We start from the raw sequence: 23,676 nt of genomic DNA, 5'->3' as shown, positions 1-23,676 counted from the left end.
TATAATACAAAATAAATACAGAATTATCTAAATATCGGGAGGGGAAATGATGCATTATAACCAGATACCAAAAGCTCAAGGTCTATACCATCCTGAATTGGAACATGATGCATGCGGAATTGGTTTATACGCACATATTCATGGCGTGCCGAATCATGACATTGTTAAAAAAGGGCTTCATATGCTGTGTCAGCTTGACCATCGTGGTGGAAGCAGTGATGCAACCATGGGAGACGGTGCCGGATTGATGGTAGAAATTCCGGATTCTTTTTTCAGAAATGTTTGTCCCGGTATGAATCTGCCGGAAAAAGGACGCTTTGGAGTTGGTATGGTTTTTTTCTCAAATGACACGGATGATCTGCCAGGATTAGAGAATCAAATCAATGCAATTATCAGGCAGGAAGGGCAGATAGTTCTTGGATGGAGAACGGTACCTGTACATGTCGAAAATATTGGAATAAAGGCACAAGAAAGCTGTCCTTTTATCCGCCAGGTATTCATTGGTGCAGATACTTCTGTTAAAGCAGATATCGACTTTGAGAGGAAATTGTATGTCATTAGAAGACAGACGGAAAAATTAGCTATCGAACAAGATGAGCAACTTTATTTTTCCAGTCTGTCAAGTCAGACAATTGTATATAAAGGGTTATTACGTCCTGAACAGCTAAATAGATTTTATGAAGATTTACAGAATGAGCAATTTGAATCTGCTTTTGCTTTAGTGCATTCCCGCTTTAGTACAAACACATTTCCAAGCTGGGAACGAGCGCATCCGAACCGTTATCTGATGCATAACGGAGAGATCAATACACTGCGAGGGAATATGAATTGGATGCAGGCGAGGGAGAAACAATTTGTATCCAATGTTTTTGGTAATGATTTGGAAAAAGTACTCCCGATTTTGAATACGGATGGCAGTGATTCGGCTATGTTGGATAATGCTCTTGAATTCTTAATTCTTGCGGGAAGAAAACCGGCACATGCCGCCATGATGCTTATCCCTGAACCATGGGATAAAAATCCATATTTGTCCAAAGAAAGAAAGGCATTCTATGAATTTCACAGCTCGTTAATGGAGCCTTGGGACGGTCCAACATCCATTTCATTTTGTAACGGGAAGCAAATCGGAGCGATACTGGACAGAAATGGGCTGCGGCCAGCACGATATTACGTTACAAAGGATGACTATCTGATCTATTCCTCGGAAGTGGGCGTTGTTGATGTTGATGAAGGTCAGATATTGTACAAAGATCGACTCAGTCCGGGGAAAATGCTGTTACTTGATATGGATGAAGGACGAATCATCTCTGATGAGGAGATTAAAACGGAAATTACAGAAGAGAAGCCGTACCAAAAATGGCTGGATGAACAACAGATTAACTTAAAAAATAATGTGGAACTTTTTGAAGAGGAGCTTTTAACTGATCTGGTGAAAAGACAGAAAGCATTTGGTTATACGTATGAAGATGTCCATAAATATTTAATTCCACTGGTAACGCAAGAAAAAGATCCGGTCGGTGCGATGGGAAATGATGTTCCATTAGCGGTATTATCCAATTATCCTCAATCATTATTCTCTTATTTTAAGCAGCTATTTGCACAAGTCACCAACCCTCCTATTGACGCTTACCGCGAGCAGCTTGTTATTTCGACGACGACCATGCTTGGTCCAGTTGGGAACATTCTACATGCCGATGAAAAAAGTTGCCGCAGACTTCTGATTGATACACCAGTACTTTCCAACATGCAGCTTCACTTATTAAAAACTAACAGCTATGAAGGGTTCGCTTCTGAGACGATTGACACATTATTTGATGGAGATCTGGAACATGCCTTGGAGCAAATTTTCCAGAAAGCAGAAAAGCTGATTGCTGAGGGGGTTTGTATCCTTGTTTTATCAGATCGAAACATGGATGAAAATACACCTGCAATCCCGTCACTCTTTGCAGTAAGTGCGCTCCATCAGCATCTTGTTCGTCAGGGAAACCGAACAAAGGTGAGTATCATTGCGGAAACAGGGGAGGCAAGAGAGGTTCATCATTTTGCTGCTTTGATCGGTTATGGAGCGGATGCAATCAACCCGTACCTAGCTTATGCAACATTGAGCAAGGCGATTAACGAGAACCATCTGTCACCAAGTTATAAAAATGTAATAAGTTCTTATATTAGAGGAATTACAGAAGGTATCGTTAAAGTAATGTCCAAAATGGGAATTTCAACCATTCAAAGTTATCGTGGTGCCCAGATATTTGAAGCGATTGGTATCAGTAAAATGGTCATTGACCGCTACTTTACAGGAACTGTCTCTCAACTTGATGGGATTGGTATCGATACGATTTCCGAAGAAGCACTTAAGCGGCATAAAACAGCTTATGAAAAGCCTGTCGACGATGCGCTGGATTCCGGCAGTGATTTTCAATGGAGAAAGGCGGGTGAACATCATGCGTTTAACCCGAAAACGATTCACACACTGCAATGGGCATGCCGAAGAGGCGATTACAACTTGTTTAAGCTATATTCCAAAGCAGCGAATGAAGAACGGCTTAACTTTTTGCGAAACTTGTTTGAATTTAAGAAGACGAACGCTATTTCAATTGATGAAGTGGAACCTGTTGAATCGATTGTTAAACGGTTTAAAACAGGGGCGATGTCGTTTGGTTCGTTAAGTCAGGAGGCGCATGAATCATTGGCCATTGCCATGAATCGTATAGGTGGAAAAAGTAACAGTGGGGAAGGAGGAGAAGACCCAAGAAGGTTTGCCACAGATGAAAATGGGGATTTACGAAGGAGTGCCATTAAGCAAATTGCATCGGGCCGTTTCGGTGTAAAAAGTCATTACCTTATTAATGCGGATGAACTTCAGATTAAGATGGCGCAAGGGGCAAAGCCAGGTGAAGGTGGTCAGCTGCCTGGAAGTAAGGTGTATCCTTGGGTAGCTGATGTCCGTGGCTCAACTACAGGTGTCGATCTTATTTCGCCGCCGCCTCATCATGATATTTATTCGATTGAGGATCTGGCGCAATTAATTTATGATTTAAAAAATGCTAACCGTCATGCCCGAATCAGTGTAAAGCTTGTTGCTAAAGCAGGCATTGGTACGATCGCGGCAGGCGTTGCGAAAGGTAAAGCAGATGTCATTACAGTCAGTGGTTATGATGGCGGGACTGGTGCTTCACCAAAAACAAGTATAAAGCATACAGGACTGCCATGGGAGTTAGGTCTTGCTGAAACACACCAGACGCTCATGTTAAACGGACTTAGAGAACGGGTTGTCTTGGAAACAGACGGCAAATTAATGACAGGAAAAGATGTGGTAATGGCTGCATTGCTTGGCGCAGAAGAATTTGGTTTTGCGACCGCACCTCTTGTTGTTCTTGGCTGTGTCATGATGCGGGTATGCCATATGGATACTTGCCCTGTCGGTGTTGCTACCCAAAATCCTGAGCTCAGGAAGAAGTTCATGGGCGATCCAGATCATGTTGTCAATTTCATGTTTTATATTGCACAGGAAGTAAGGGAAATCATGGCTGACCTCGGATTCAGGACTGTTGAAGAAATGATTGGCCGGACTGAAATGCTGACAGTAAGTGACAGGGCTAAATTACACTGGAAGGCAAAGCAGCTGGATTTATCAACATTGCTTTATCAGGTAGAGGGCTTGTCAACATATCAAATGAAACAGGATCATCAGCTTGATTTATCAATTGACCTAAGGGAAATTTTACCAGCTGTAAAACAGGCTATAGAACACAATGAAAAAGTAGATTTGTCTTATCCTATTAAAAATATCCACCGTGCCGTGGGGACGATAACTGGAAGTGAGGTTTCAAAGCGCTATGGTGAGGAAGGGATGGCTGAGGACGCTATCACATTGCGATTTACCGGGTCAGCGGGTCAGAGCTTTGGTGCCTATATTCCAAAAGGATTGTCATTACACTTAACGGGTGATGCCAACGACTATGTAGGAAAGGGTTTGTCAGGCGGGAAAGTGTCTGTTTCATCCTACCTGGAAGCTAAAAACGCTGAATCTCATAACGTTATTATCGGCAATGTCGCTTTTTATGGCGCTACAAGTGGTGAGGGGTATATTAATGGCTATGCAGGTGAGCGGTTTGCGGTTCGTAACAGCGGTGCAAATCTTGTCGTTGAAGGGATAGGTGATCATGGCTGCGAGTATATGACCGGCGGACGTGTTGTTGTATTGGGTGAAGTTGGTAAAAACTTCGCTGCTGGTATGTCAGGTGGTATCGCTTATGTGCAAGTTGATGACCATGAGTTATTTAAACATTTATGTAATCAAGACATGACAGCATTTGAAACACTTTTAGATCAAGATGAGCTGGGAAAAGTAAAGCGAATGATTCAAAATCATTATCATTATACAGTGAGCAAGAAAGCTCGATTTGTACTGTCGAATTGGAATAAATGTGCCGGGGATTTTGTGAAAATTATTCCAAAGGATTACAGAAGCATGCAGGAAAAAATTCAGGTTCATAAAGATGCTGGTCTAACCGATACAGAAGCTGCGATGCGTGCTTTTCAATCAAAGAAGCAACATGGAACGGTTGTCCGGAACATGAAAAAACCGCAACAAATACCATTGTAGAATGTCTGCTTTCCGAATTATACGTGACATACCGTCCGTGGTGTTTCATTTGAGATTATCCCAATGTTCCGATCGGTAAAGAACAAAAGAAAGGGGCAACGAACATGAGAAAAGCTACAGGTTTTATGGAATATCAGCGTGAGGAGACCATGGAACGGGATCCACTTAACCGGTTAAATGACTGGAACGAATATAAAGCTCCCTTCTCTGATGAAACCTTGAAAAGACAGGGTGCGCGATGTATGGATTGTGGAACTCCCTTTTGTCAGATGGGTGATGTGATCAATGGAGCAACAACAGGTTGCCCAATTTACAACTTAATTCCAGAGTGGAATGATCTGGTGTTTCAGGGAAGGTGGAAGGAAGCGCTGGAAAGACTGTTAAAAACGAACAATTTCCCTGAATTCACCGGCAGGGTCTGTCCTGCACCGTGTGAAGGATCTTGTACACTTGCAATTTCAGATCCCGCAGTGACCATTAAAAGTATCGAACGCACAATTATTGATAAAGGGTTTGAAAATGGCTGGATAACACCAAGAATACCTCGAAACAGAACCGGTAAAACAATTGCCATCGTTGGTTCCGGTCCTGCCGGTTTGGCCAGTGCCGATCAATTGAATCAGGCCGGCCATCATGTGACCATTTATGAAAGGCAGGATCGTGCGGGCGGCCTGTTGATGTACGGCATTCCAAATATGAAACTGGAAAAAGATGTGGTGGAGCGAAGAATCGAACTTTTAGAGCAAGAAGGAATTGATTTTATACTGAATACGGAAGTAGGAAAAGATATTTCCAACGAGCAATTACAAACTAACTTTAATGCAGTAATCCTATGTATTGGAGCTCAAAGGCAGCGTAATTTACATTTGGATGGAAGGGAAGCGAATGGTGTGCATTTTGCGATGGATTACCTGACAGCTTCCACGAAAAATCTATTGTATGGTGATGTTGGTGGAGTAGATTCTATCAATGCGGAAGGAAAAGATGTCATCGTAATCGGTGGCGGGGACACAGGAGCAGATTGCATTGCAACTGCATTGCGTCAAGACTGCAATAGTGTGGTGCAATTTGGAAAGCATCCAAAATTGCCATCAGCCAGAACTGACAGCAACATGTGGCCAGAATATCCTAATATATTTACAGTGGACTATGCACATAAAGAAGCGACTGAAAGATTCGGCGAGGATCCACGCCAGTTCTGTATTCAGACAAAACGATTTGTTGCAGATCAATACGGGAATTTAAAAGAAGTGCATACCGTGGGAATGGAAAATACAAAAGATGAAAACAGTATGTTTGTCTTCCGTGAGATACCTGGTACAGAGAAGGTTTGGCCTGCCCAACTGGTTTTTATTGCAATAGGGTTTGAAGGACCTGATAAACGACTGCCACTACAGCTTGGTCTGGATACTGTAAACGGAAATGTGAAGGCGAAGTATGGTGATTTTAAAACAAATATAGAGAATTTATTTACTGCAGGAGATGCTAGACGTGGACAAAGTTTAATTGTTTGGGCGATTAATGAAGGAAGGGAAGCAGCTCGCAAAGTCGATGAATTTTTAATGGGGAGTTCCGTGCTGCCGTCCTATTTGTAAAGATTCTATTGAAGTGTTTACCAGTGGTGACGGTTATCCTTATTTTTGCATATAATAGCCACGAAATTAGTATGCCGTGGAGAGGATGAAGTGTTTTGTGTGGAATCACTGGTATTATTAATTGGAAAAATAATGTTAGAGCGGAGAAAACAACAGTAAGAAAAATGGCAGAAACACTGAGTTCAAGAGGTCCAGATGATTCGCAAGTTTGGGTAAGCAGTCACGCTGCCTTTGGTCACAAAAGATTAGCCGTTGTCGATCCTGCAGGTGGAAAACAGCCAATGAACAAAAAACATAATAGCATAACTTATACACTTGTATACAATGGCGAATTATATAATACAAATGAGTTAAGGAAGGAATTAAAGGAAAGGGGATATCGATTTACGACATCGTCAGATACTGAAGTTTTACTTACAGCCTACATCGAATGGAAAGAAGAATGTGTCCGATATTTAAATGGAATATTCGCCTTTGGTGTTTGGGATCCGGCTAAACAGCAGTTATTTATGGCAAGGGATCGTCTTGGTGTGAAACCATTATTTTTTCTGGAATCTCATGGACGTTTCCTTTTTGGATCAGAGTTAAAAGCAATTTTAGCACATGATGATGTAAAAGCAGAAGTAGATTATTCGGGTTTATCAGAAATATTTGGCTTAGGTCCATCTAGAACACCGGGTCATGGAATATTTAAAGGTTTTAAGGAACTCAGGCCAGGCCATGCATTAGCCTTTTCAAAAAATGGATTAAAAGTTTGGCGTTATTGGAATGTAGAAAGTCATGAACACACGGACTCTATAGATGAAACAGCCAAAAAAGTAAGAGATTTATTTGTTGATGCTGTCAAGCGTCAATTAGTAGCGGATGTTCCAGTCTCTACATTCTTGTCAGGTGGCTTGGATTCAAGTGCGATCACCGCAATTGCATCAAACCATTTTAAAGCGAGTGAAAAGGGAACATTATCAACTTTTTCGGTTGATTATCAAGGGAATGATCAATATTTTAAAGTAAGTAAATTTCAGCCTTCAAACGATCAGCCTTGGATTGAAAAAGTAGCTGATCATTTCTCAACTGATCAACATAATGAAGTGATAACAGGATTTGAACTAGCGGATTTATTAAAAGAATCGGTAGAGCTACGTGATCAACCTGGGATGGCAGACATCGATTCTTCTTTATTATGGTTTTGTCGCAGGATCAAGAAACATACAACAGTTAGTTTGTCAGGAGAATGTGCTGATGAAATTTTTGGGGGATATCCTTGGTTTCATGAGATTTCCAGTAAATACGAAGAGACTTTCCCTTGGATGAAATCATTAGATTCCCGAATTGATTTATTATTGCCTGAATGGCAAAATAAACTAAATCTAAAAACCTATGTGAATGATCGATACGAAGAAACCATTAGTGAGACACCTCGTTTGGCCGGAGAAAGTGAAGAGGATTCGCGACGAAGAGAACTGTTTTACTTAAATATGCATTGGTTTATGGCACAATTATTAGATCGTAAGGATCGTATGAGTATGGGAGCTAGTCTTGAGGTTAGAGTTCCTTTTGCAGACCACAAACTAGTCGAATACGTATGGAATATTCCGTGGGATATGAAAAATTTAGATGGCAGAGAGAAAGGTATTTTACGCAAAGCATTGGAAGGTCTATTGCCTGAAGAAGTTTTATATCGTAAGAAAAGCCCTTATCCTAAAACCTTCCAGCCTGAATATACGCGTCAGGTAGTGAATTGGATGAATGAAATACTAGCGGACGCTGAATCACCACTATTTCATTTTATGAAGCGCGATCGAATTGAAGCTATTGTGAAAAGTGAAGGAAAAGAATTCACCGATCCATGGTATGGACAGTTGATGACGGGTCCACAGTTAATTGCTCATTTATGTCAAATTGATTACTGGCTAAGAACTTATGATGTTAAGGTTTGTGAATAAAGAAATTAAAACCCATCTCTGTTAATAGAATGGGTTTTAATTTTAAAAATGTTTACACTGATGTAAAATATTTAAGAGGCAAAATGGACAAGTATTAGAAGTGAAAAAGGTCAAAAGGGGGACTTGGATGCTTCATTTAAACCCGAAGGATTTTATTTTAAAGCCATCATTTGCTACGATTCATTGTGAACCTAATTGGAAATGGAGAAAAAGGGATAAACCAATGCCAAACTTTGACTTATTTTATGTTTGGGATGGAGAAGGTGAATTAGTATTAAATGGGAAAAAGTATCAAATAGAAAAAGGTCACTGTTTTTTATTTAAACCAGGTGACGAGACAACAGCAATACATAATCCTCAAAACCCTCTCCTATTATCTTATATTCATTTTGATGTTACCCAAACACTTCGTTTGATCCCATCCTCGCACAGGGTCATCGAAAACACGATTAGTTTTGAAACATTAATAGCCCAATATATTCGTTTGTTTTTAGTAAAAGCTTACGGTGCAGAAATCGAAGCAAAGTTAATTTTGAAACAGCTATTGATTCGTCTTCTAAGAGAGGAATTGGAAAAAAAGGAACAATTAGAAGGTGCAAGTAATAACCTGTACGAGACAATTAGTGAAGTTGCCAACTATATTCAGCAACACCCCGGGAAGCCACATTCAATTAAGAGTTTAGCTGCACGCGCAGGTCTATCAGAACGATATTTTTCCCAAAAGTTCAAACAAATTATTGGCCAAACGGTTAAGACCTATATTGTTAATTCTCGGATTAAACGGGCAGAACATTTACTATATTTTACTGGAATGACAGTGACGGAAACTGCATCTGCACTTGGTTATAGTGATTTGCATTTTTTCAGTAGGCAATTTAAAAAATACACAGGAAAAAACCCTTCTGAAATACGTTAGAGGTTACCAAGTCAAGTTCTTGGTAACCTTTTTAATTATAATAACAAGTTATAAAAATGAATTTATGCAAAAAGTACAAAGATTTCGTCAATTAATCTAAATCCATATTTTGTTGTTCGTGATAGCATGGAAATACAAGAAGTTAAGAGTGAAATACCATGATTACATCATTTGAGAGAAATCTCTTAACGGTTGGAGGAATCAAAAATTATGTCAGATTATATTCAACAGCTTTTTGCTGAACGTATAGGTGGGGCTAGATTTGGATTACATGAGGAAATTTATAAGTTTGAAAAAATTAAACGAGCAAAAAAAGAAGCAACACAAACAAAGCCAGGAATGGAATTAATCGATCTTGGGGTCGGTGAACCAGATGCAATGGCTGATCATACAGTCGTTAGAAAATTAGCTGAAGAAACATGTAAACCGGAAAATCGCTTTTACGCTGACAATGGAATCGAAGAATTTAAGCAAGCGGCAGCGACTTATATGAAAAATGTTTTTCGTGTAAATAATCTTCAGCCAGAGACAGAAATAAACCATTCTATAGGTTTAAAATCAGCCTTATCCATGATTCCGACCGCATTTATTAATCCTGGTGACATTACAATTATGCCGACACCAAACTATCCAATTATAGGTACTCATACAGAATATCTGGGTGGAGAGGTAGTTTATCTATCACTATTGGAGGAAAACTCTTTTCTTCCAAAGCTAGATTCATTACCAGCCGATATTTTGAAAAAGGTAAAATTACTCTACTTGAATTATCCAAATAATCCAACCGGGGCAGTGGCAACAAAATCTTTTTTTGAAGAGGTTGTCCAATTTGCCAAAAAGCATGAACTGATTGTTATTCATGATGCTGCATATGCTGCACTTGTTTTTGAAGAAAAACCGCTTAGTTTCTTATCCATACCGGGAGCAAAAGAGGTCGGGATAGAGATGCATTCCTTATCTAAGTCCTTCAATATGACTGGATGGAGAATAGGTTTTGTCGCAGGAAACGCTAGGCTTATTTCCGCATTTAGAACTGTAAAAGATAATTATGATTCAGGTCAATTTATTCCAATCCAGAAAGCTGCCTCCCATGCATTATCACATCCGGAAATTACAGAACAAATGGCATCGAAATATTCACGTCGTCACGCTTCTTTAGTAAATGTATTGCGTGACTGTGGGTTTTATGTTGAGAAGCCAAAAGGTTCATTTTTCTTATATACAAGGATTCCAAAAGCAGTCGCAGACGGACCTGAGTTTCAGTCAGCAGAAGAGTTTAGCCAATATTTAATAAAAGAATTTTTAATATCCACTGTCCCATGGGATGATGCAGGATCTTATGTTCGTTTTTCGGTGACATTTCCAGCAGATGGAATGAAGGAAGAACAACACATCTTGGATGAAATCAAATCAAGGTTAAGTACGGTTCATTTCATCTTTTAAAGAGGGATCAAAAATGAAGTTTACTAAAATGCATGGCTTAGGAAATAACTATATCCTATTTAATCAATTGGACAGTCCAGTAAATGTATTGCGCGAAAAGGACTATCCAGAACTTTCCAGGATACTTTCCGATGTTAATTTTGGAATTGGCTCTGATGGAATTATTCTTGTTTCCTCATCCGAAAAGGCTGATTTTAAAATGAGGATTTTTAATGAAGATGGTTCGGAAGCGAAAAATTGCGGAAATGGCTTACGCTGTGTGGCAAAGTTTCTTTATGACAATTTGTATACGAAAATACCCAACTTTACGATTGAAACATTAAGTGGAGTCGTATGGGTTGAGGTGGAAGTTGATAAAAATACAACGGTAGAGTATGTAACCGTAGATATGGGAAAACCAAAACTATTAAAAGGCATGATCCCAATGGTAGGTGACCCGTTTGTTTCGGCCATTAATGAACCTTATACCTTTGGTGAAACTGAGTATAAATTAACTTGTTTATCCATGGGAAACCCCCATGCAATCCTGTTTAGTGATAATGTCCATGAAGTACCACTTGAAGAAATTGGACCTATTATTGAACATTCTAGGTTTTTTCCTGACCGTGTGAATGTAGGTATCGTTCATGTAAAAAACCGTGCAGAAATTGATTACCGGGTATGGGAAAGAGGTTCAGGAATTACGATGGCCTGCGGAACAGGTGCTTGTGCTTCTGTAGTAGCAGCTGCATTAAATAATCTTCTTGATATAAATCAAGCCATACTTGTTCATCTTCCTGGAGGTGATTTAACCATAAGATGGGATGAACGCGGGTCTGTATGTATGCGGGGAAAAGCTTCTTATATATGCCATGGGGAATTAGATAAACATTTTAGACTTAAAGAATACTAAATTTTAGTTAGGGGGAAGGATGAAATGAATAGAGAAGAAATTTTTAAAAAAGTTGAGGAACATAATGTCCACTATATTCGTCTGCAATTTACCGATTTATTCGGAACAGTAAAAAATATGGAAATCCCTGTTAATCAATTACCAAAAGCCCTTGATAATAAAATGATGTTTGATGGATCTTCTATTGAAGGGTTTGTTCGAATAGAAGAATCAGATATGTATTTATATCCTGATTTAGATACATTTGCTATCTTTCCATGGACATCGGAAAAAGGAAAAATCGCTCGATTTATTTGTGATATTTATCATCCAGATGGAAAGCCATTTGAAGGGGATCCTCGTAATAATTTAAAGCGAGTCCTACGAGAAATGGAAGAACAGGGGTTTACAAACTTCAATGTTGGTTCAGAACCTGAGTTTTTCTTATTCAAACTGGACGAAAAGGGAGAGCCGACACTCGATTTGAATGATCATGGCGGCTATTTTGATCTGGCCCCAACGGATTTAGGAGAAAACTGCAGACGTGATATTGTACTGGAACTGCAAGAATTGGGATTTGATATTGAAGCTTCTCACCATGAAGTTGCGCCCGGTCAACACGAAATAGACTTTAAATATCAAGATGCATTAAGAGCCTGTGATGACATCCAAACCTTTAAACTCATTGTAAAGACGATTGCCCGCAAACATGGACTGCATGCTACCTTTATGCCAAAACCATTGTTTGGTGTAAATGGATCCGGTATGCACTGTAACCTAAGTTTATTTCGAGGTAGTAAAAATGCTTTTTATGATTCAAATGGGCAGCTGGAAATCAGTAACACAGCCCGTAACTTTTTAGCGGGTATATTAAAACATGCACAAGGTTTTACAGCCATTACAAATCCGACGGTTAATTCTTATAAACGATTAGTCCCCGGATATGAGGCCCCATGCTATGTGGCATGGTCAGCAAAAAACCGCAGTCCACTCATTCGAATTCCAGCTTCCCGAAAATTGAGTACTCGTGTAGAAGTTCGTAGTGTTGACCCATCAGCAAACCCATATTTAGCAATGGCTGTTTTATTAGCTGCAGGATTAGATGGTATTACAAACAATGAAAAGGCACCAGAACCTATTAACCATAATATTTATGCAATGTCACCAACACAACGCAAAGAATTGGGTATTAATGATTTACCTGCTAATTTAGCCCAAGCGCTTGTTTATTTAAAAGAGGATGAAGTAATGAAGAATGCTTTAGGCAGTCATTTATTCGACCATTTTATTGAAGCAAAAGAAATTGAATGGGATTTATTCCGTATACAAGTGCACCCCTGGGAACGCGAACAGTACTTGCAGCAATATTAAAACATATTACGCTGATACTTTACTCATGTGCTGATAAAACGACCAAATCCGTTGATACAATATGTAATTCCACTGTTAAAAGTTTAACCAAATCAACCTGAACCTGTTTTTTGACTGAAAAGGGTTGCTGTCCAGGTAATTACAGGACATCAACCCAAATTTATTATATTAGCTTTTTAAACGATTCTGCTGCAACCGGCCCCATCCCACGTGGAATTTCCATCATCTCGCTGATTTTTGAATCTAAAGATTTGGCAATATATTCTACAGCAACAGTTGGATCTACCTTATCACCACATGTATATACATCAATACTTGCATAGCCATGTTCAGGGAAACTATGAATTGTTAAATGAGATTCAGAAATAATCACAACCCCGCTCACACCCTGTGGTGCAAATTGATGAAAAGCAACCTCTCGAATTTCTGCACCTGCCTCTAATGCTGCATCTATAAAAATACGTTCTATTAATTCTATATTATTTAATATATCAATATTGCAATCCCAAAGCTCAGCTATTATTTGTCTCCCCATTATTTCCATTTTTGAAATATCTCCTTAGGTCTAAAAATCCATATATCGAAAAGTATAAACCGTTTGACTCATCTTTGCAATTTGTGTAAACATATAATATATCGGGATTTTAAAGTGCAGCCTTGGCACTGATATATTTAATTGCCAATATTATTTTTAAAAATATAAACTTTAGTCCAATAAAATAATATTTTTTTGAAACATTTATTAAAGAAAAACGTAATACTTATAGAACATATAATTTTGACTTATGAGGTGAAGCTGTGGGTCTGTTTTCGAAAATTTTCTCAGGAAAAAAAGATAAGCCTGTCCCAAAGGAAAGAACCGTTTTATCGATAGAGATTGGAGACATTTTAACCTATGATCTCAGAGACTACGAAGTGGTAGGAAAGATCACCTATCGAGACGGAAGTTATGAGTGGTATGGGTATCAGTTATTGGAAGGGCATGATACAATTTGGTTATCGGCTGAGATGGATGATGAACTGGAGCTGGGGATTTATCAGAAGGTTCAGTTAGCCGTGTCAAAACCATATCCTAAAGAAGTGACCTATGAAAACAAAACCTATTATTTGCAAGAATCAGGTACAGCTAGAGTAATTGGAGAGGGAAGAAGCTCAAATTTACAGGGAACAGAAACAAATTACGCTGATTATGCTGATGCTGATGCAGCAAATTATATTAGTTTGGAATCATGGGGAAGCGAGATTGAAGTGAGTCATGGTTATCCAATTGAAGAATATGAAATTAAAATTATGGCTGGATCAATTTAAGTAATTTTTCAACTAAATTTACTGGGAGGAATATACATGTTTAAATTTTTTAAGCGAGTGTCAACCGTTGTAAGTTCGGAGTTAAATTCAATGCTCGATAAAGCAGAAGATCCGGTGAAAATGCTGGACCAATTTATGCGCGATATGTCTGGGGATATTCGTGAGGTGGAAGCAGCTGTTGCAAAGCAAATTGCTAATGAGAAAATGCTTAAACGAAAAGCAAATGATGCAAATGCAATGGTGGAAAAAAGACAGAAGCAGGCTGAACAAGCACTTGAAGCTGGTAATGAGGATTTAGCGCGTCGTGCACTGCAGGATAAAAAGGATCATGAAGCAACTGCAGCAACCTTAAACGAGTCTTGGGAAAGGGCTAAAAATGATGCAGATGTACTAAGAAGCAAATTGGATGAGATGAAAAAAGAATATCAGCAAATGGAACTTAAAAAGGATTCATTGAAAGCACGTGCCGAATCTGCAAAAACACGTACAAAAATGAATCGTACCATGTCTTCGATAGGCAATGATGATTCAAAACATGGATTTGAACGTATGGAAGAAAAAGTCATGCGTTTTGAAGCAGAAGCGGAAACAAGTGAAGATATGTCTCGTAATAGCCGTACATTGGATGATGAGTTTAAAGAATTGAACAAGAACGATGTTGACGATGAATTAGCTGCATTAAAAGAGAAAATGAACCAAAAATAAGGGCAGGCGGTAAAGGGAGCAGTATGTTTATTATAAAAGCTGCTCCTTGTTTTTGATAAGAGGGGGATTGATTTGTTTAAAAAAAAGAGTTTACTTATTGGGCTATTATTTCTTATCATACTATTAACTGCATGTTCCCGGCAAGATGGTTCCATAAGAGCAGAAGATATTCCGGATGAGCCTTCAAAGGATGAAATCGCTGCTGCAATCGATCATGCTTCCAACTATGAAATTGATGATATTATCGAGGCTAATTTTCCACTGATGGATACAGTTACTGGGGATTCGGAAGCTGCTGAAATCTATGCTACAAAGGAGTTCAAGCTAACGGAACTTTCTTCAGTACTTTTTGCAGCTGTTAAACCAGAAGAAATCAGTGAAGTAAAGGATAACCAGCAAATTTTAATTTATCCGGATGACTTTGTCACATTGCGTGAAAGCGAAGAGGATCAGAATGTACTCCTGATTGAGGTCGCAAGTGATGGGTTTGTGAGGCGGAACTATTCTTCTAGTTTTTTAAGTACATATTTTACAATCAGACTCCTGGAAAATATGCTGGGAGCAGATAATTGGGGGAGTCGATCCCGGGGTGAATACAGAGGGATGAAGGATATCCCTAATCGTGGAAACACGACATTCAGAGGGGGCGGCCCTGGTGCAGGTAAATAAAAGAGGGAGGGTGATAAAATGGGTCCATTTTTAGCAACATTTGTTTATTTCGCAATATCTGTAGTAATCGTTTTAATTGGTTTGTTGATATTTGAGAATATGACACGTAAATACAAGGATATGGAAGAAGTAAAAAAAGGGAATTATTCAGTTGCATTATCCATTGCCGGGAAAATAATCGGGATTTGTATTATATTAGCTTTTGCAGTTTATAATAGTGATGTCATTTATGAAACGTTGATTTGGGGCGCATATGGCGTGGTTCTGCAAATGATCGCATACTGGCTGTTTGATTTGTTTACCAGAAATTTTTCAGTGGAAGAGCAGCTGTTAAAAAATAATGTGGCAGTCGGAATCATATCGATGAGTGTATCGATTGGATTGGCATTTGTTATTGGTGCGTCTATTACGTAACATTATATTCGCGGTCAGGCTTTTGCTTGGCCGCGAATATATTTTCAGGCTAGGTTGAAATGATGGAGTGAATGTATTTTGAATGAAGCAGCAGTAAGAAAAAGCAAAATTATTTATTGGTCATCAGGAATCGTATCTATTTGCGGGATTATATTTGAAGTATTATTTGGTGCGTTAGGCTCTTACATATTAGGTGATGGTGTAAAACAATATACGCTGACGATATCTTTGTTTTTAACCGGTATGGGAATTGGTGCCAGTTTAAGTGAAAGAGTGATGAAGCATCTAATCATCACGTTTGTGTGGATTGAGTTTGGTGTTGCAGTCATTGGAGGCTTTTCCAGCTTTACCATGTTTGGGATAACAGCCTTTTCACCAGCTGGGACAGAGGCATTTTATTTATATTTTATAACGTTATTAGTTGGTGGATTAACAGGGGTCGAACTCCCAATTCTGATTCGAAAAGCGAATGAAATTGGCGTCACATTAAATAAAAGCACGGCACGGGTTCTATTTTCAGATTATGCAGGGGGCTTAATTGGCGGATTATTATTCGTCTTTTTATTACGCCCCCAGTTCGGTATGGTTAAAACAGCATTTTTAGTCGGATGTATCAATCTAACGGTAGCATTAATTGTTCTGTGGCTATTCCGCAGGGAAATTCGTCACTTTGGGCTGCATGCTGCTATCGGACTAATTATCGGAGTCTCATTATTAATTGGACTATTCTTTGGGGAAGCGATGGCATTTAGTTTTGAACAAAAGCTTTACAAGGATCCAATTATCCATATGGAAGAGACAAGTTATCAAAAAATTACATTAACACAAGATGAGGAAGATGTGAGGCTCTTTTTGAACGGATCTCTGCAATTTAGTTCGACAGATGAATATCGTTACCATGAAGTACTGGTACATCCAACGATGGCTTTTGCAGAGAATCACGAAAATATATTAATTTTGGGTGGCGGTGATGGAATTGCAGCGAAGGAAATCCTTAAGTATGAAGACGTAAAAAATATTACTCTAGTTGATTTAGATCCAGCAGTTGTGGAGTTGGCAAATACCAATAAGCATTTACTGGAATTAAATGAAGATTCACTAAAAAATGATAAAGTGCATGTAGAAAATGGCGATGCTTTTCAGTTTTTGGAAAATACAAATGAATGGTTTGATGTAATTATTGTCGATTTGCCTGATCCAAATAATGAAGGCTTGAACAAGCTGTATACGAAGGAGTTTTATTCACTGCTTAGAAACCATTTAGTGCCAGGTGGAGCAGCAATGATTCAAGCGACTAGCCCGGTCTTTGCTACTGAAGTTTATTGGACCATATCTGAAACAATTGCATCAACGGGATTGTTTACTGAAAATTTACATGTTGATGTTCCAAGTTTTGGTGATTGGGGATTTGTCATGGCAAGCCGCGATGCTCTAGATCTCAGTAAAATTGATATAACTGTCCCAACGGAATTTTTAACGGAAGACATAATTTCTGGTCTAACAACTTTCGGTAAAGATGCAGATAAGCAAATTACAGATAAAAATGGTAACGCTGTGGAGTTGAAGCCGAATACACTAATCGATCCACATTTAATTCAAATTTATGAAAAAGCATGGAAAAATTATTAAGATGTGATAAAAATGGGAGGTGCGCTGATAAAACAGCTTAGCTCCAATAAGCAGCGGCCGAAACCAGGGTCCGCCGATAAACCCGGGTGTTGCGCCGATACCCGGTTCCTCCCCGCTGATAAAATGGTCAAATCAGCCGATATAATATGTAAAACCGCCGATAAAACAGCTCAGCCCCACAAAAAAAACAGCTGCTCAAACAAAATTACAAGTTTCTATCTATCATTAATCGCTCGCTGCAAATAGATCATTTCGTTGGCAAGCTTTTGAATTCTACCGGCAACATCCTGATCGATAATTTCATCACTTTCTTCATTAAAAGAATCATTATGGATAAAAACATTCCCCGTTGGAACTAATCCTTTAAAAAAAGAAAGGACTGGCTTTAATTGATATTCTGTTACCAGGAAATGTTTATTGGACCACCCTGTTGCCACAATCCCAGTTACTTTATGTTTAAAGGCATTTTCAGGAAATAGATCTAACAGATTCTTTAATGCCCCTGAAATAGATGCTTGATAAATTGGTGTGCCAAATATCAGAAAATCGGCAGACAAAATTTTATTTACAACATCCCATGTATCATCGTTATAATCTGATAATGGGGCGCCAACGGCAAATTCAATTTCATACTCCCTCAAGTCAATTAACTCTGTCTTTAGGCTTGGATCAAGAAGGCCTGCTGCTACTAAAACATCATTTACAGCCAGAGATGTCTTTTCACCAGCCAGTGCTCCGGATATCCCGACAAGTTTCATTATTACTACCTCGCATTTATATGTATTTATGTTGAATATGATTTTACTGAAGCTTATCTCACACAGCTTTCCTATGCAACAAATCTGCTTGTATTCTAAATCCATATTAATAAATAGGAATCATTCTAAATCAGTGCTAGTATAAAGGTATAGTTAATGAAAGATTGAGGGATAGCTTGTGGTTTTTATTATTTGTGTACTTATTGGAGTAATTACTGCATTTATTGGCGGCTTAATGGGGCTTGGAGGGGGCATTATTCTGATCCCCAGTTTGCTGTTTTTAAGTCAGATTTCAGAAATGTTCTCATGGGCTACACCACAAACGATTGTAGGAATTTCCTTAGTCACCATGGTTTTTACAGCACTATCTTCTACCATGGCTTATTATAAAACTGGCCGTGTTGATTATAAAACAGGTTTATTATTTTTATCGGGCAGCATCCCCGGAAGTGTATTGGGATCCTGGCTGAATAAATATATCCAAGCAGATGATTTTTTATTGTACTTCGGTTTTGTGATGATCATTATTTCCATGCTATTTTTTATTAAGCGAAAAGAACCTGCTAAGGCGATGCAGAGTAAAAATAAGTCAATGCGAACCTTTTATGTTGACGGTAAAACGTATCATTATACTGTTTCGATCTGGCTGGCATTTTTTTTATCTCTATTTGTCGGAATGCTGTCAGGTTTATTTGGAATTGGCGGCGGGTCCATAATGGTTCCAGCAATGATACTGCTATTTGGATTTCCAGCCCATATTGCCACAGCAACCTCCATGTTTATGATATTTTTTGTAAGTATAATCGGAGCGGGAACTCATATAGCATTAGGTCACATAGCATGGGAGTATGTTTTCTTTTTTATTCCAGGTGCCTGGATTGGCGGGAAGCTTGGAGCAATGGTAAATCAGCGGGTAACGGGCAAGACATTGGAATGGTTACTCAGGACTATTATCATTATTATTGGGATACGAATGATTTTTCAAGGTCTGGCATAAGGAGTTTACAAATAAATGCAGGAAAAAATCTATTTCTATTATACAAATGATTTACATAGTAATTTTGAGCAATGGCCAAGGGTTACTGGGTTTCTGAAAGATGCAAAAGCTAGTAGAGCAGCGTTAGGCGAGTCTTGCTGGATTGTGGATATCGGTGATCATGTGGACCGTGTACATCCGATAGCTGAAGCATTTATGGGAAAAGCAAATGTACAATTAATGAATGATGCAGGTTATGATCTGGCAACGATAGGAAATAATGAAGGGATTACATTGGCATATGATGATCTGTTTCATTTATATGATGATGCCGATTTTCGAGTGGTATGTGCCAATTTGCATAGTTTAAATAATGAGACTCCCGATTGGCTGAAGCCTGCTGTGAAAATTGAATCGGTGAATGGAGTTAATATAGGTGTTATTGGACTGACTGCACCATTCAATGCCTTTTATGAATTACTTGATTGGCATATATCCCCTCAATTTGAGGCGCTGGAAAAGTATATCGCACAATTGAAGCAATCCACTGATATCATTATTTTACTGTCACATCTCGGTTTAAATGAAGATCAGGAGATAGCACGTCGATTTAAAGATATTGATGTGATTATTGGTGGTCATACACATCATTTATTGCGTACAGGTGAGCATGTCAATAATACAATAATAACGGCTGCTGGAAAACATTGTGCATTTATTGGTGAAGTTATATTAACATGGGATCATAAGAAGAAAGAATTAGTGAAAAAAGAAGCATATGCAACCGATATTACTCATTTAGCAAAAGATTTGCAAACAGAGCAAACATTACAGGAAATGCAGGAACAAGCGGAAAAACAATTAAGTAAAACTGTTGTTCAACTAGATGAAACGATCGAAGTGAAATGGTTTAAACATACTGAAATTATGCAGCAGCTGACGAATACCGTTAAAAATTGGACAAAGGCAGATTGTGGCATGTTAAATTCAGGACTTTTATTGGATCAGCTGCAAGCAGGTAATATAACGTATCAGGATATCCATCGTATTTGTCCACATCCAATAAATCCAGTGGTTGTGGAGCTTAATGGTGATGAGCTGATAGAAGTGATCCGTGCATCGCTTACGAAGGATTTTATGGAGTTGAAGTTAAAAGGTTTTGGATTTCGCGGCGAAGTTCTTGGAAGAATGGTGTTCTCCGGATTAGATGTGGAAACAGCCTTTCATAAAAATGGCGAAGAATATGTTAAAAATGTTCGCTTTACGGATGGAACTCTCCTAGACCCTGATTATAAATATTCTGTAGCAACTGCAGATACATTTACATTTGGCCGGCTTTTGCCAGAGGTGGCAAAATCAGAAGTGAAGCATTATTTTTTACCTGAGTTTTTGCGAGATTTACTGGCAGACACTTTGCGTCGGGAATATGCGGATAAGTAGTATAAAACAGCAATATAGGGAAAGTGACACTGCACCCCCTTCGTGCATACAAATATAATGTACATCACGAAGGAGGCATTTAAAAATATGATTACGGTTAATCCATTAGAGGTAGAAGGAATGTTTTTTACCGCAATCCGTGTAGAGCTGCCGAAAACTAATTTACTAATGATTTCAAATGAAGTTGGTTATATTATGTGCGGTGCATTGGATGTTGATGTTTTTAATGAAAATCAGAAATTAAGAGATCGCGAAGTTATCGCAGCCCGTGCTATCGGAGTCCGGACAATTGATGATCTCCTGAATGCACCCCTGCAAAAAGTTACAGATGCTTCCAAAGAAGCTTACGGCTGGGAAGAGGGAATGATCGGCAGGGATGCATTGATTAAAATAGCTTAAAGACAAAAGCGTAAGCGCCCGTTTAGCAACGTACAAACTGGAGCACTTTGGGACTGCACTCCGTTCGCCCCACCAAAAAGACTCGCAATGAGATAAAGGAAACACGGTGAGCTGGGGCCTACAGGATGTAGGTCAGTTCGGTGTTGCGACAGGACGTCGCGGTTTTAACCGAACTTCCCCTCTCCGATGTTGACTTATCGTAGTGGAGAAGTGTGAAGTTTGCTAGTTGCTGGGCGCTGGAGCTGGACGTGGCTGTTTATGTATATAAATTAGTTACTGACAAAATCTTTACTTTTATTACTAATGAAAATGTCTTCCTGAATAGGAAGGCATTTTTTAATAGCACTATTCCTCGGCAATCTAAAAATATCTTCTAACCAATAGCAATTTTTCATATTATTTGGTACTATTTTAATGGGACTATGGTCGAATAAAGTCGTTTTTTGAGAGTAGGGGAATTAATGAGACTTGCCTGTACAAAATACGTTATTTCCGGAGCAATACTTGCACAGTCTATCTATAATGAGAATGGTATTGTACTGATACAAAAAGGAATGCGTTTGACGGATAAGATGCTCAAAAGGCTGCTGAGTAATGGCATTACATACATATACATAGAAGATGAGTCAACAAATGATATACTGATTGAATCCGTATTTTCTGATAAACTGCGTTCTGAAGCCACGGCAGCCATTAAAGATACATTTACAGAGCTTAGGAATAGTGGATTGATGGAAAGATCATATATTCTTGAGAAAAAAAGAAATAAACTTGCGGTTATTATACAGCAGATTATAGAAGAAATTCAGGTGAATGAAAAATCTCTGTCTTTGCTTACAGATATTTTTATATCAGATGATTATATTTTTCAGCACTCTTTAAATGTTACGATATACTCTCTCGCGATCGGTGTGGAAATGAAGTATTCGGACAGACAATTGACTGAGCTCGGAATTGGTGCAATCCTTCATGATATCGGGAAAATTTTTATTGATCCGGAAGTTTTGAATAAGCCAGATAGATTATCAGAAGAAGAATATGAAATCGTAAAAAAACATACAACGAAGGGTTTTGATTTTTTGCGTGAACAAATGAATATGTCTGAGGTGATCTGCAACTGCGCTTACCAGCATCATGAAAGACTGGATGGTTCCGGGTACCCTCAAGGGCTAAAAAGTGACGAAATTCATCCTTATGCGAAATTAATAGGCATAGCCGATGTCTTCGATGCAGTAACAAGCAATCGTGTTTACAGGGATGCCATGCTTCCACATGAGGGGCTGGAAATTCTTTATGGGGGAGCTATTAACTTATTTGATAAATATATGATTGAAGCCTTTAAAAAGAGTATAGTTGTTTATCCGAATGGACTTACCATTGACTTAAGTGATGGAAAACAAGGTGTGGTTGTCAGGCAGAATAATTATATTTGTGACAGGCCGGTGATACGAATTATCAAAGAAAACGGACAAAAGCTGAATATGCCTTATGAGCTGGATTTAGCGAATGTATTGAATCTAACTGTAACGGCTGTAAAAACGGCATAGTATTTTCGATTCTATCCCCTTTAAAACAAGCATAAATTGTTTTAGGGGGTTTTTTTATGCTGAGACAGCGAAGATTCGGTAAAAACAGATCATCTCCTCCGGGGAAGAACGCGCTGATTATAACAATGGTTCTTTTTTCTGTTTTTGTTGCAGGAAGTATCTGGATCATTGATGAGGGTATTAAACCAACTTTAATGGAAATAGCAACAATAAAAACAGATGAATTTGCAACACGGGCAATTAATTCAGCGGTACGTTTTGCTGAAAATTATGACTTTGAAGAAATGGCTGATATTACGTATAAGGAGGATGGGAGTCCGGCAGTGTATAACTGGAATCAAGCTATGATCAATGAAATAAACCGTGTGGCAACAGACAGGGTGGAGGAGTTTTTTCTGAAAATGAATCGTGGAGAGCCACTCGAATTTGATAACCCACTGCAGGAACCTATAGAAAATAGTGGTGGTGCAGAAGATCTGCCCAAAGTGGATCCTACCGTTGTAGAGATTCCGCTTGGACAGGTAACAGGTAATTCTGTACTTGCCAACCTGGGACCTAAAATACCGGTGAATCTTGAATTTGTTGGAAATGTAAGAACAAATATTTATCAGGAAGAGAGGGAGTGGGGAATTAATTCCTCTTGGGTATCTCTTTATCTTTATGTTGAAGTGGATGTACAGGTAGTCATTCCATTTACGACAGAAATAACAACCGTACATACTGAAATTTACATGGATGGCGGTGCAATTATGGGGGAAGTGCCAGAGTTCTATGGCGGGAATAATCCGAATATAGCAGTGCCGAGGGAGGACATTCAAAAGGACTTGCAGGATGAGTAAAAGTCTAGTATAGTGAGACTGTACTTAATTAAATATAAAACCTTATCAGATCGGTGAGGTAGAGGCGCAAATAATAAAAGTAACCAGCAGGAGAATGACAACGGTGATTGCTGGGGAAAGGATTGTTTGCCGAAGCATAATAAGGGTCAGACTTATTATAGCTGGTATAGCTCCTGAAAAAGAGGTATACTGTCATGCTTAAAGAATAGAGCATGGAGAACTACTGATCGAAATGGAGGATAACGTA

19 protein-coding genes and 1 riboswitch are annotated in these 23,676 nt (G+C 38.7%); of the genes, 17 read left to right on the top strand and 2 right to left on the bottom strand.

Annotated elements, in window-relative coordinates; genetic code table 11:
* Positions 1 to 49: 49 nt before the first annotated feature.
* The 7 genes from gltB (at position 50) to glnA (ending at position 12,745) form a co-directional block, all read left to right on the top strand.
* Positions 50 to 4,606: a glutamate synthase large subunit gene (gltB, locus tag CIL03_RS09875; RefSeq protein WP_094885696.1), complete on the top strand. Its 4,557-nt coding sequence runs from the start codon at positions 50 to 52 to the stop codon at positions 4,604 to 4,606.
* A 104-nt stretch (positions 4,607 to 4,710) separates the two neighbouring features.
* The gene (gene gltD, locus CIL03_RS09870) at positions 4,711 to 6,201 is read left to right on the top strand and encodes a glutamate synthase small subunit (protein WP_094885695.1); all 1,491 of its coding nucleotides are present in this window, start codon (positions 4,711 to 4,713) and stop codon (positions 6,199 to 6,201) included.
* 95 nt (positions 6,202 to 6,296) lie between these two features.
* The gene (gene asnB, locus CIL03_RS09865; protein ID WP_094885694.1) at positions 6,297 to 8,144 is read left to right on the top strand and encodes an asparagine synthase (glutamine-hydrolyzing); all 1,848 of its coding nucleotides are present in this window, start codon (positions 6,297 to 6,299) and stop codon (positions 8,142 to 8,144) included.
* A 127-nt stretch (positions 8,145 to 8,271) separates the two neighbouring features.
* Positions 8,272 to 9,060, top strand: a complete 789-nt coding sequence (locus CIL03_RS09860; protein WP_094885693.1) for an AraC family transcriptional regulator — start codon at positions 8,272 to 8,274, stop codon at positions 9,058 to 9,060.
* Between the two features lie 210 nt (positions 9,061 to 9,270).
* Positions 9,271 to 10,503: an LL-diaminopimelate aminotransferase gene (locus CIL03_RS09855; RefSeq protein WP_094885692.1), complete on the top strand. Its 1,233-nt coding sequence runs from the start codon at positions 9,271 to 9,273 to the stop codon at positions 10,501 to 10,503.
* A gap of 13 nt (positions 10,504 to 10,516) precedes the next feature.
* Entirely contained in the window at positions 10,517 to 11,395 is an 879-nt protein-coding gene (dapF, locus tag CIL03_RS09850; RefSeq protein WP_094885691.1) for a diaminopimelate epimerase, read from the top strand.
* A 24-nt stretch (positions 11,396 to 11,419) separates the two neighbouring features.
* A complete protein-coding gene (gene glnA / locus CIL03_RS09845; protein ID WP_094885690.1) occupies positions 11,420 to 12,745 on the top strand; it encodes a type I glutamate--ammonia ligase in 1,326 nt (441 codons plus the stop codon).
* A 163-nt stretch (positions 12,746 to 12,908) separates the two neighbouring features.
* Here glnA and speD read toward each other — a convergent pair whose 3' ends face one another.
* Positions 12,909 to 13,289 (bottom strand): adenosylmethionine decarboxylase, encoded by a 381-nt coding sequence (gene speD, locus CIL03_RS09840; RefSeq protein ID WP_094885689.1) that lies wholly within the window; start codon positions 13,287 to 13,289, stop codon positions 12,909 to 12,911.
* Between the two features lie 254 nt (positions 13,290 to 13,543).
* On the opposite strand from speD, the gene CIL03_RS09835 reads away from it, so the two are divergent.
* The 5 genes from CIL03_RS09835 to CIL03_RS09815 all read left to right on the top strand — a co-directional run bounded on the left by CIL03_RS09835 (position 13,544) and on the right by CIL03_RS09815 (position 17,470).
* Positions 13,544 to 14,053 carry a DUF4178 domain-containing protein gene (locus CIL03_RS09835; RefSeq protein ID WP_094885688.1) on the top strand — a complete coding sequence of 170 codons (510 nt, stop codon included), beginning with the start codon at positions 13,544 to 13,546 and terminating at the stop codon, positions 14,051 to 14,053.
* A gap of 36 nt (positions 14,054 to 14,089) precedes the next feature.
* The gene (locus CIL03_RS09830; protein WP_094885687.1) at positions 14,090 to 14,758 is read left to right on the top strand and encodes a PspA/IM30 family protein; all 669 of its coding nucleotides are present in this window, start codon (positions 14,090 to 14,092) and stop codon (positions 14,756 to 14,758) included.
* 72 nt (positions 14,759 to 14,830) lie between these two features.
* Complete coding sequence (locus CIL03_RS09825; RefSeq protein WP_094885686.1) at positions 14,831 to 15,427, top strand: DUF4247 domain-containing protein; 597 nt, start codon at positions 14,831 to 14,833, stop codon at positions 15,425 to 15,427.
* Positions 15,428 to 15,445: 18 nt separating this feature from the next.
* Entirely contained in the window at positions 15,446 to 15,841 is a 396-nt protein-coding gene (locus CIL03_RS09820) for a DUF350 domain-containing protein (protein WP_094885685.1), read from the top strand.
* 75 nt (positions 15,842 to 15,916) lie between these two features.
* Positions 15,917 to 17,470, top strand: a complete 1,554-nt coding sequence (locus CIL03_RS09815) for a polyamine aminopropyltransferase (RefSeq protein WP_094885684.1) — start codon at positions 15,917 to 15,919, stop codon at positions 17,468 to 17,470.
* Positions 17,471 to 17,685: 215 nt separating this feature from the next.
* Here the strand turns inward: CIL03_RS09815 and CIL03_RS09810 are convergent, their stop codons facing one another.
* Entirely contained in the window at positions 17,686 to 18,228 is a 543-nt protein-coding gene (locus CIL03_RS09810) for an NADPH-dependent FMN reductase (protein ID WP_094885683.1), read from the bottom strand.
* A 178-nt stretch (positions 18,229 to 18,406) separates the two neighbouring features.
* On the opposite strand from CIL03_RS09810, the gene CIL03_RS09805 reads away from it, so the two are divergent.
* From CIL03_RS09805 to yunB, 5 genes are all read left to right on the top strand, one after another.
* A complete protein-coding gene (locus tag CIL03_RS09805) occupies positions 18,407 to 19,225 on the top strand; it encodes a sulfite exporter TauE/SafE family protein (RefSeq protein ID WP_094885682.1) in 819 nt (272 codons plus the stop codon).
* A gap of 15 nt (positions 19,226 to 19,240) precedes the next feature.
* The gene (locus CIL03_RS09800; RefSeq protein ID WP_094885681.1) at positions 19,241 to 20,644 is read left to right on the top strand and encodes a bifunctional metallophosphatase/5'-nucleotidase; all 1,404 of its coding nucleotides are present in this window, start codon (positions 19,241 to 19,243) and stop codon (positions 20,642 to 20,644) included.
* Positions 20,645 to 20,731: 87 nt separating this feature from the next.
* Positions 20,732 to 21,043 carry a YunC family protein gene (locus CIL03_RS09795; RefSeq protein ID WP_094885680.1) on the top strand — a complete coding sequence of 104 codons (312 nt, stop codon included), beginning with the start codon at positions 20,732 to 20,734 and terminating at the stop codon, positions 21,041 to 21,043.
* 461 nt (positions 21,044 to 21,504) lie between these two features.
* Entirely contained in the window at positions 21,505 to 22,590 is a 1,086-nt protein-coding gene (locus tag CIL03_RS09790) for an HD-GYP domain-containing protein (protein WP_094885679.1), read from the top strand.
* A gap of 56 nt (positions 22,591 to 22,646) precedes the next feature.
* On the top strand, positions 22,647 to 23,429 hold the full coding sequence (yunB, locus tag CIL03_RS09785) for a sporulation protein YunB (protein WP_094885678.1): 783 nt from the start codon (positions 22,647 to 22,649) through the stop codon (positions 23,427 to 23,429).
* Positions 23,430 to 23,480: 51 nt separating this feature from the next.
* Positions 23,481 to 23,660, top strand: a riboswitch (Lysine riboswitch).
* Positions 23,661 to 23,676 lie beyond the last annotated feature (16 nt).

The sequence above is a fragment of the Virgibacillus indicus genome (assembly GCF_002266285.1).
GTDB lineage: Bacteria > Bacillota > Bacilli > Bacillales > Amphibacillaceae > Virgibacillus_K > Virgibacillus_K indicus.
Note: the sequence above shows the minus strand (reverse complement) of the source record. Positions and strands in the feature narration are given on the sequence as shown.

What these genes read in the sequence shown, in the direction of transcription:
- gltB (WP_094885696.1), top strand. Translation starts at nt 50, where the DNA reads ATGCATTATAACCAGATACCAAAAGCTCAAGGTCTATACCATCCTGAA.
- gltD (WP_094885695.1), top strand. Translation starts at nt 4,711, where the DNA reads ATGAGAAAAGCTACAGGTTTTATGGAATATCAGCGTGAGGAGACCATG.
- CIL03_RS09860 (WP_094885693.1), top strand. Translation starts at nt 8,272, where the DNA reads ATGCTTCATTTAAACCCGAAGGATTTTATTTTAAAGCCATCATTTGCT.
- CIL03_RS09855 (WP_094885692.1), top strand. Translation starts at nt 9,271, where the DNA reads ATGTCAGATTATATTCAACAGCTTTTTGCTGAACGTATAGGTGGGGCT.
- dapF (WP_094885691.1), top strand. Translation starts at nt 10,517, where the DNA reads ATGAAGTTTACTAAAATGCATGGCTTAGGAAATAACTATATCCTATTT.
- glnA (WP_094885690.1), top strand. Translation starts at nt 11,420, where the DNA reads ATGAATAGAGAAGAAATTTTTAAAAAAGTTGAGGAACATAATGTCCAC.
- speD (WP_094885689.1), bottom strand. Translation starts at nt 13,289, where the DNA reads ATGGAAATAATGGGGAGACAAATAATAGCTGAGCTTTGGGATTGCAAT.
- CIL03_RS09830 (WP_094885687.1), top strand. Translation starts at nt 14,090, where the DNA reads ATGTTTAAATTTTTTAAGCGAGTGTCAACCGTTGTAAGTTCGGAGTTA.
- CIL03_RS09820 (WP_094885685.1), top strand. Translation starts at nt 15,446, where the DNA reads ATGGGTCCATTTTTAGCAACATTTGTTTATTTCGCAATATCTGTAGTA.
- CIL03_RS09810 (WP_094885683.1), bottom strand. Translation starts at nt 18,228, where the DNA reads ATGAAACTTGTCGGGATATCCGGAGCACTGGCTGGTGAAAAGACATCT.
- CIL03_RS09800 (WP_094885681.1), top strand. Translation starts at nt 19,241, where the DNA reads ATGCAGGAAAAAATCTATTTCTATTATACAAATGATTTACATAGTAAT.
- CIL03_RS09795 (WP_094885680.1), top strand. Translation starts at nt 20,732, where the DNA reads ATGATTACGGTTAATCCATTAGAGGTAGAAGGAATGTTTTTTACCGCA.
- CIL03_RS09790 (WP_094885679.1), top strand. Translation starts at nt 21,505, where the DNA reads ATGAGACTTGCCTGTACAAAATACGTTATTTCCGGAGCAATACTTGCA.
- yunB (WP_094885678.1), top strand. Translation starts at nt 22,647, where the DNA reads ATGCTGAGACAGCGAAGATTCGGTAAAAACAGATCATCTCCTCCGGGG.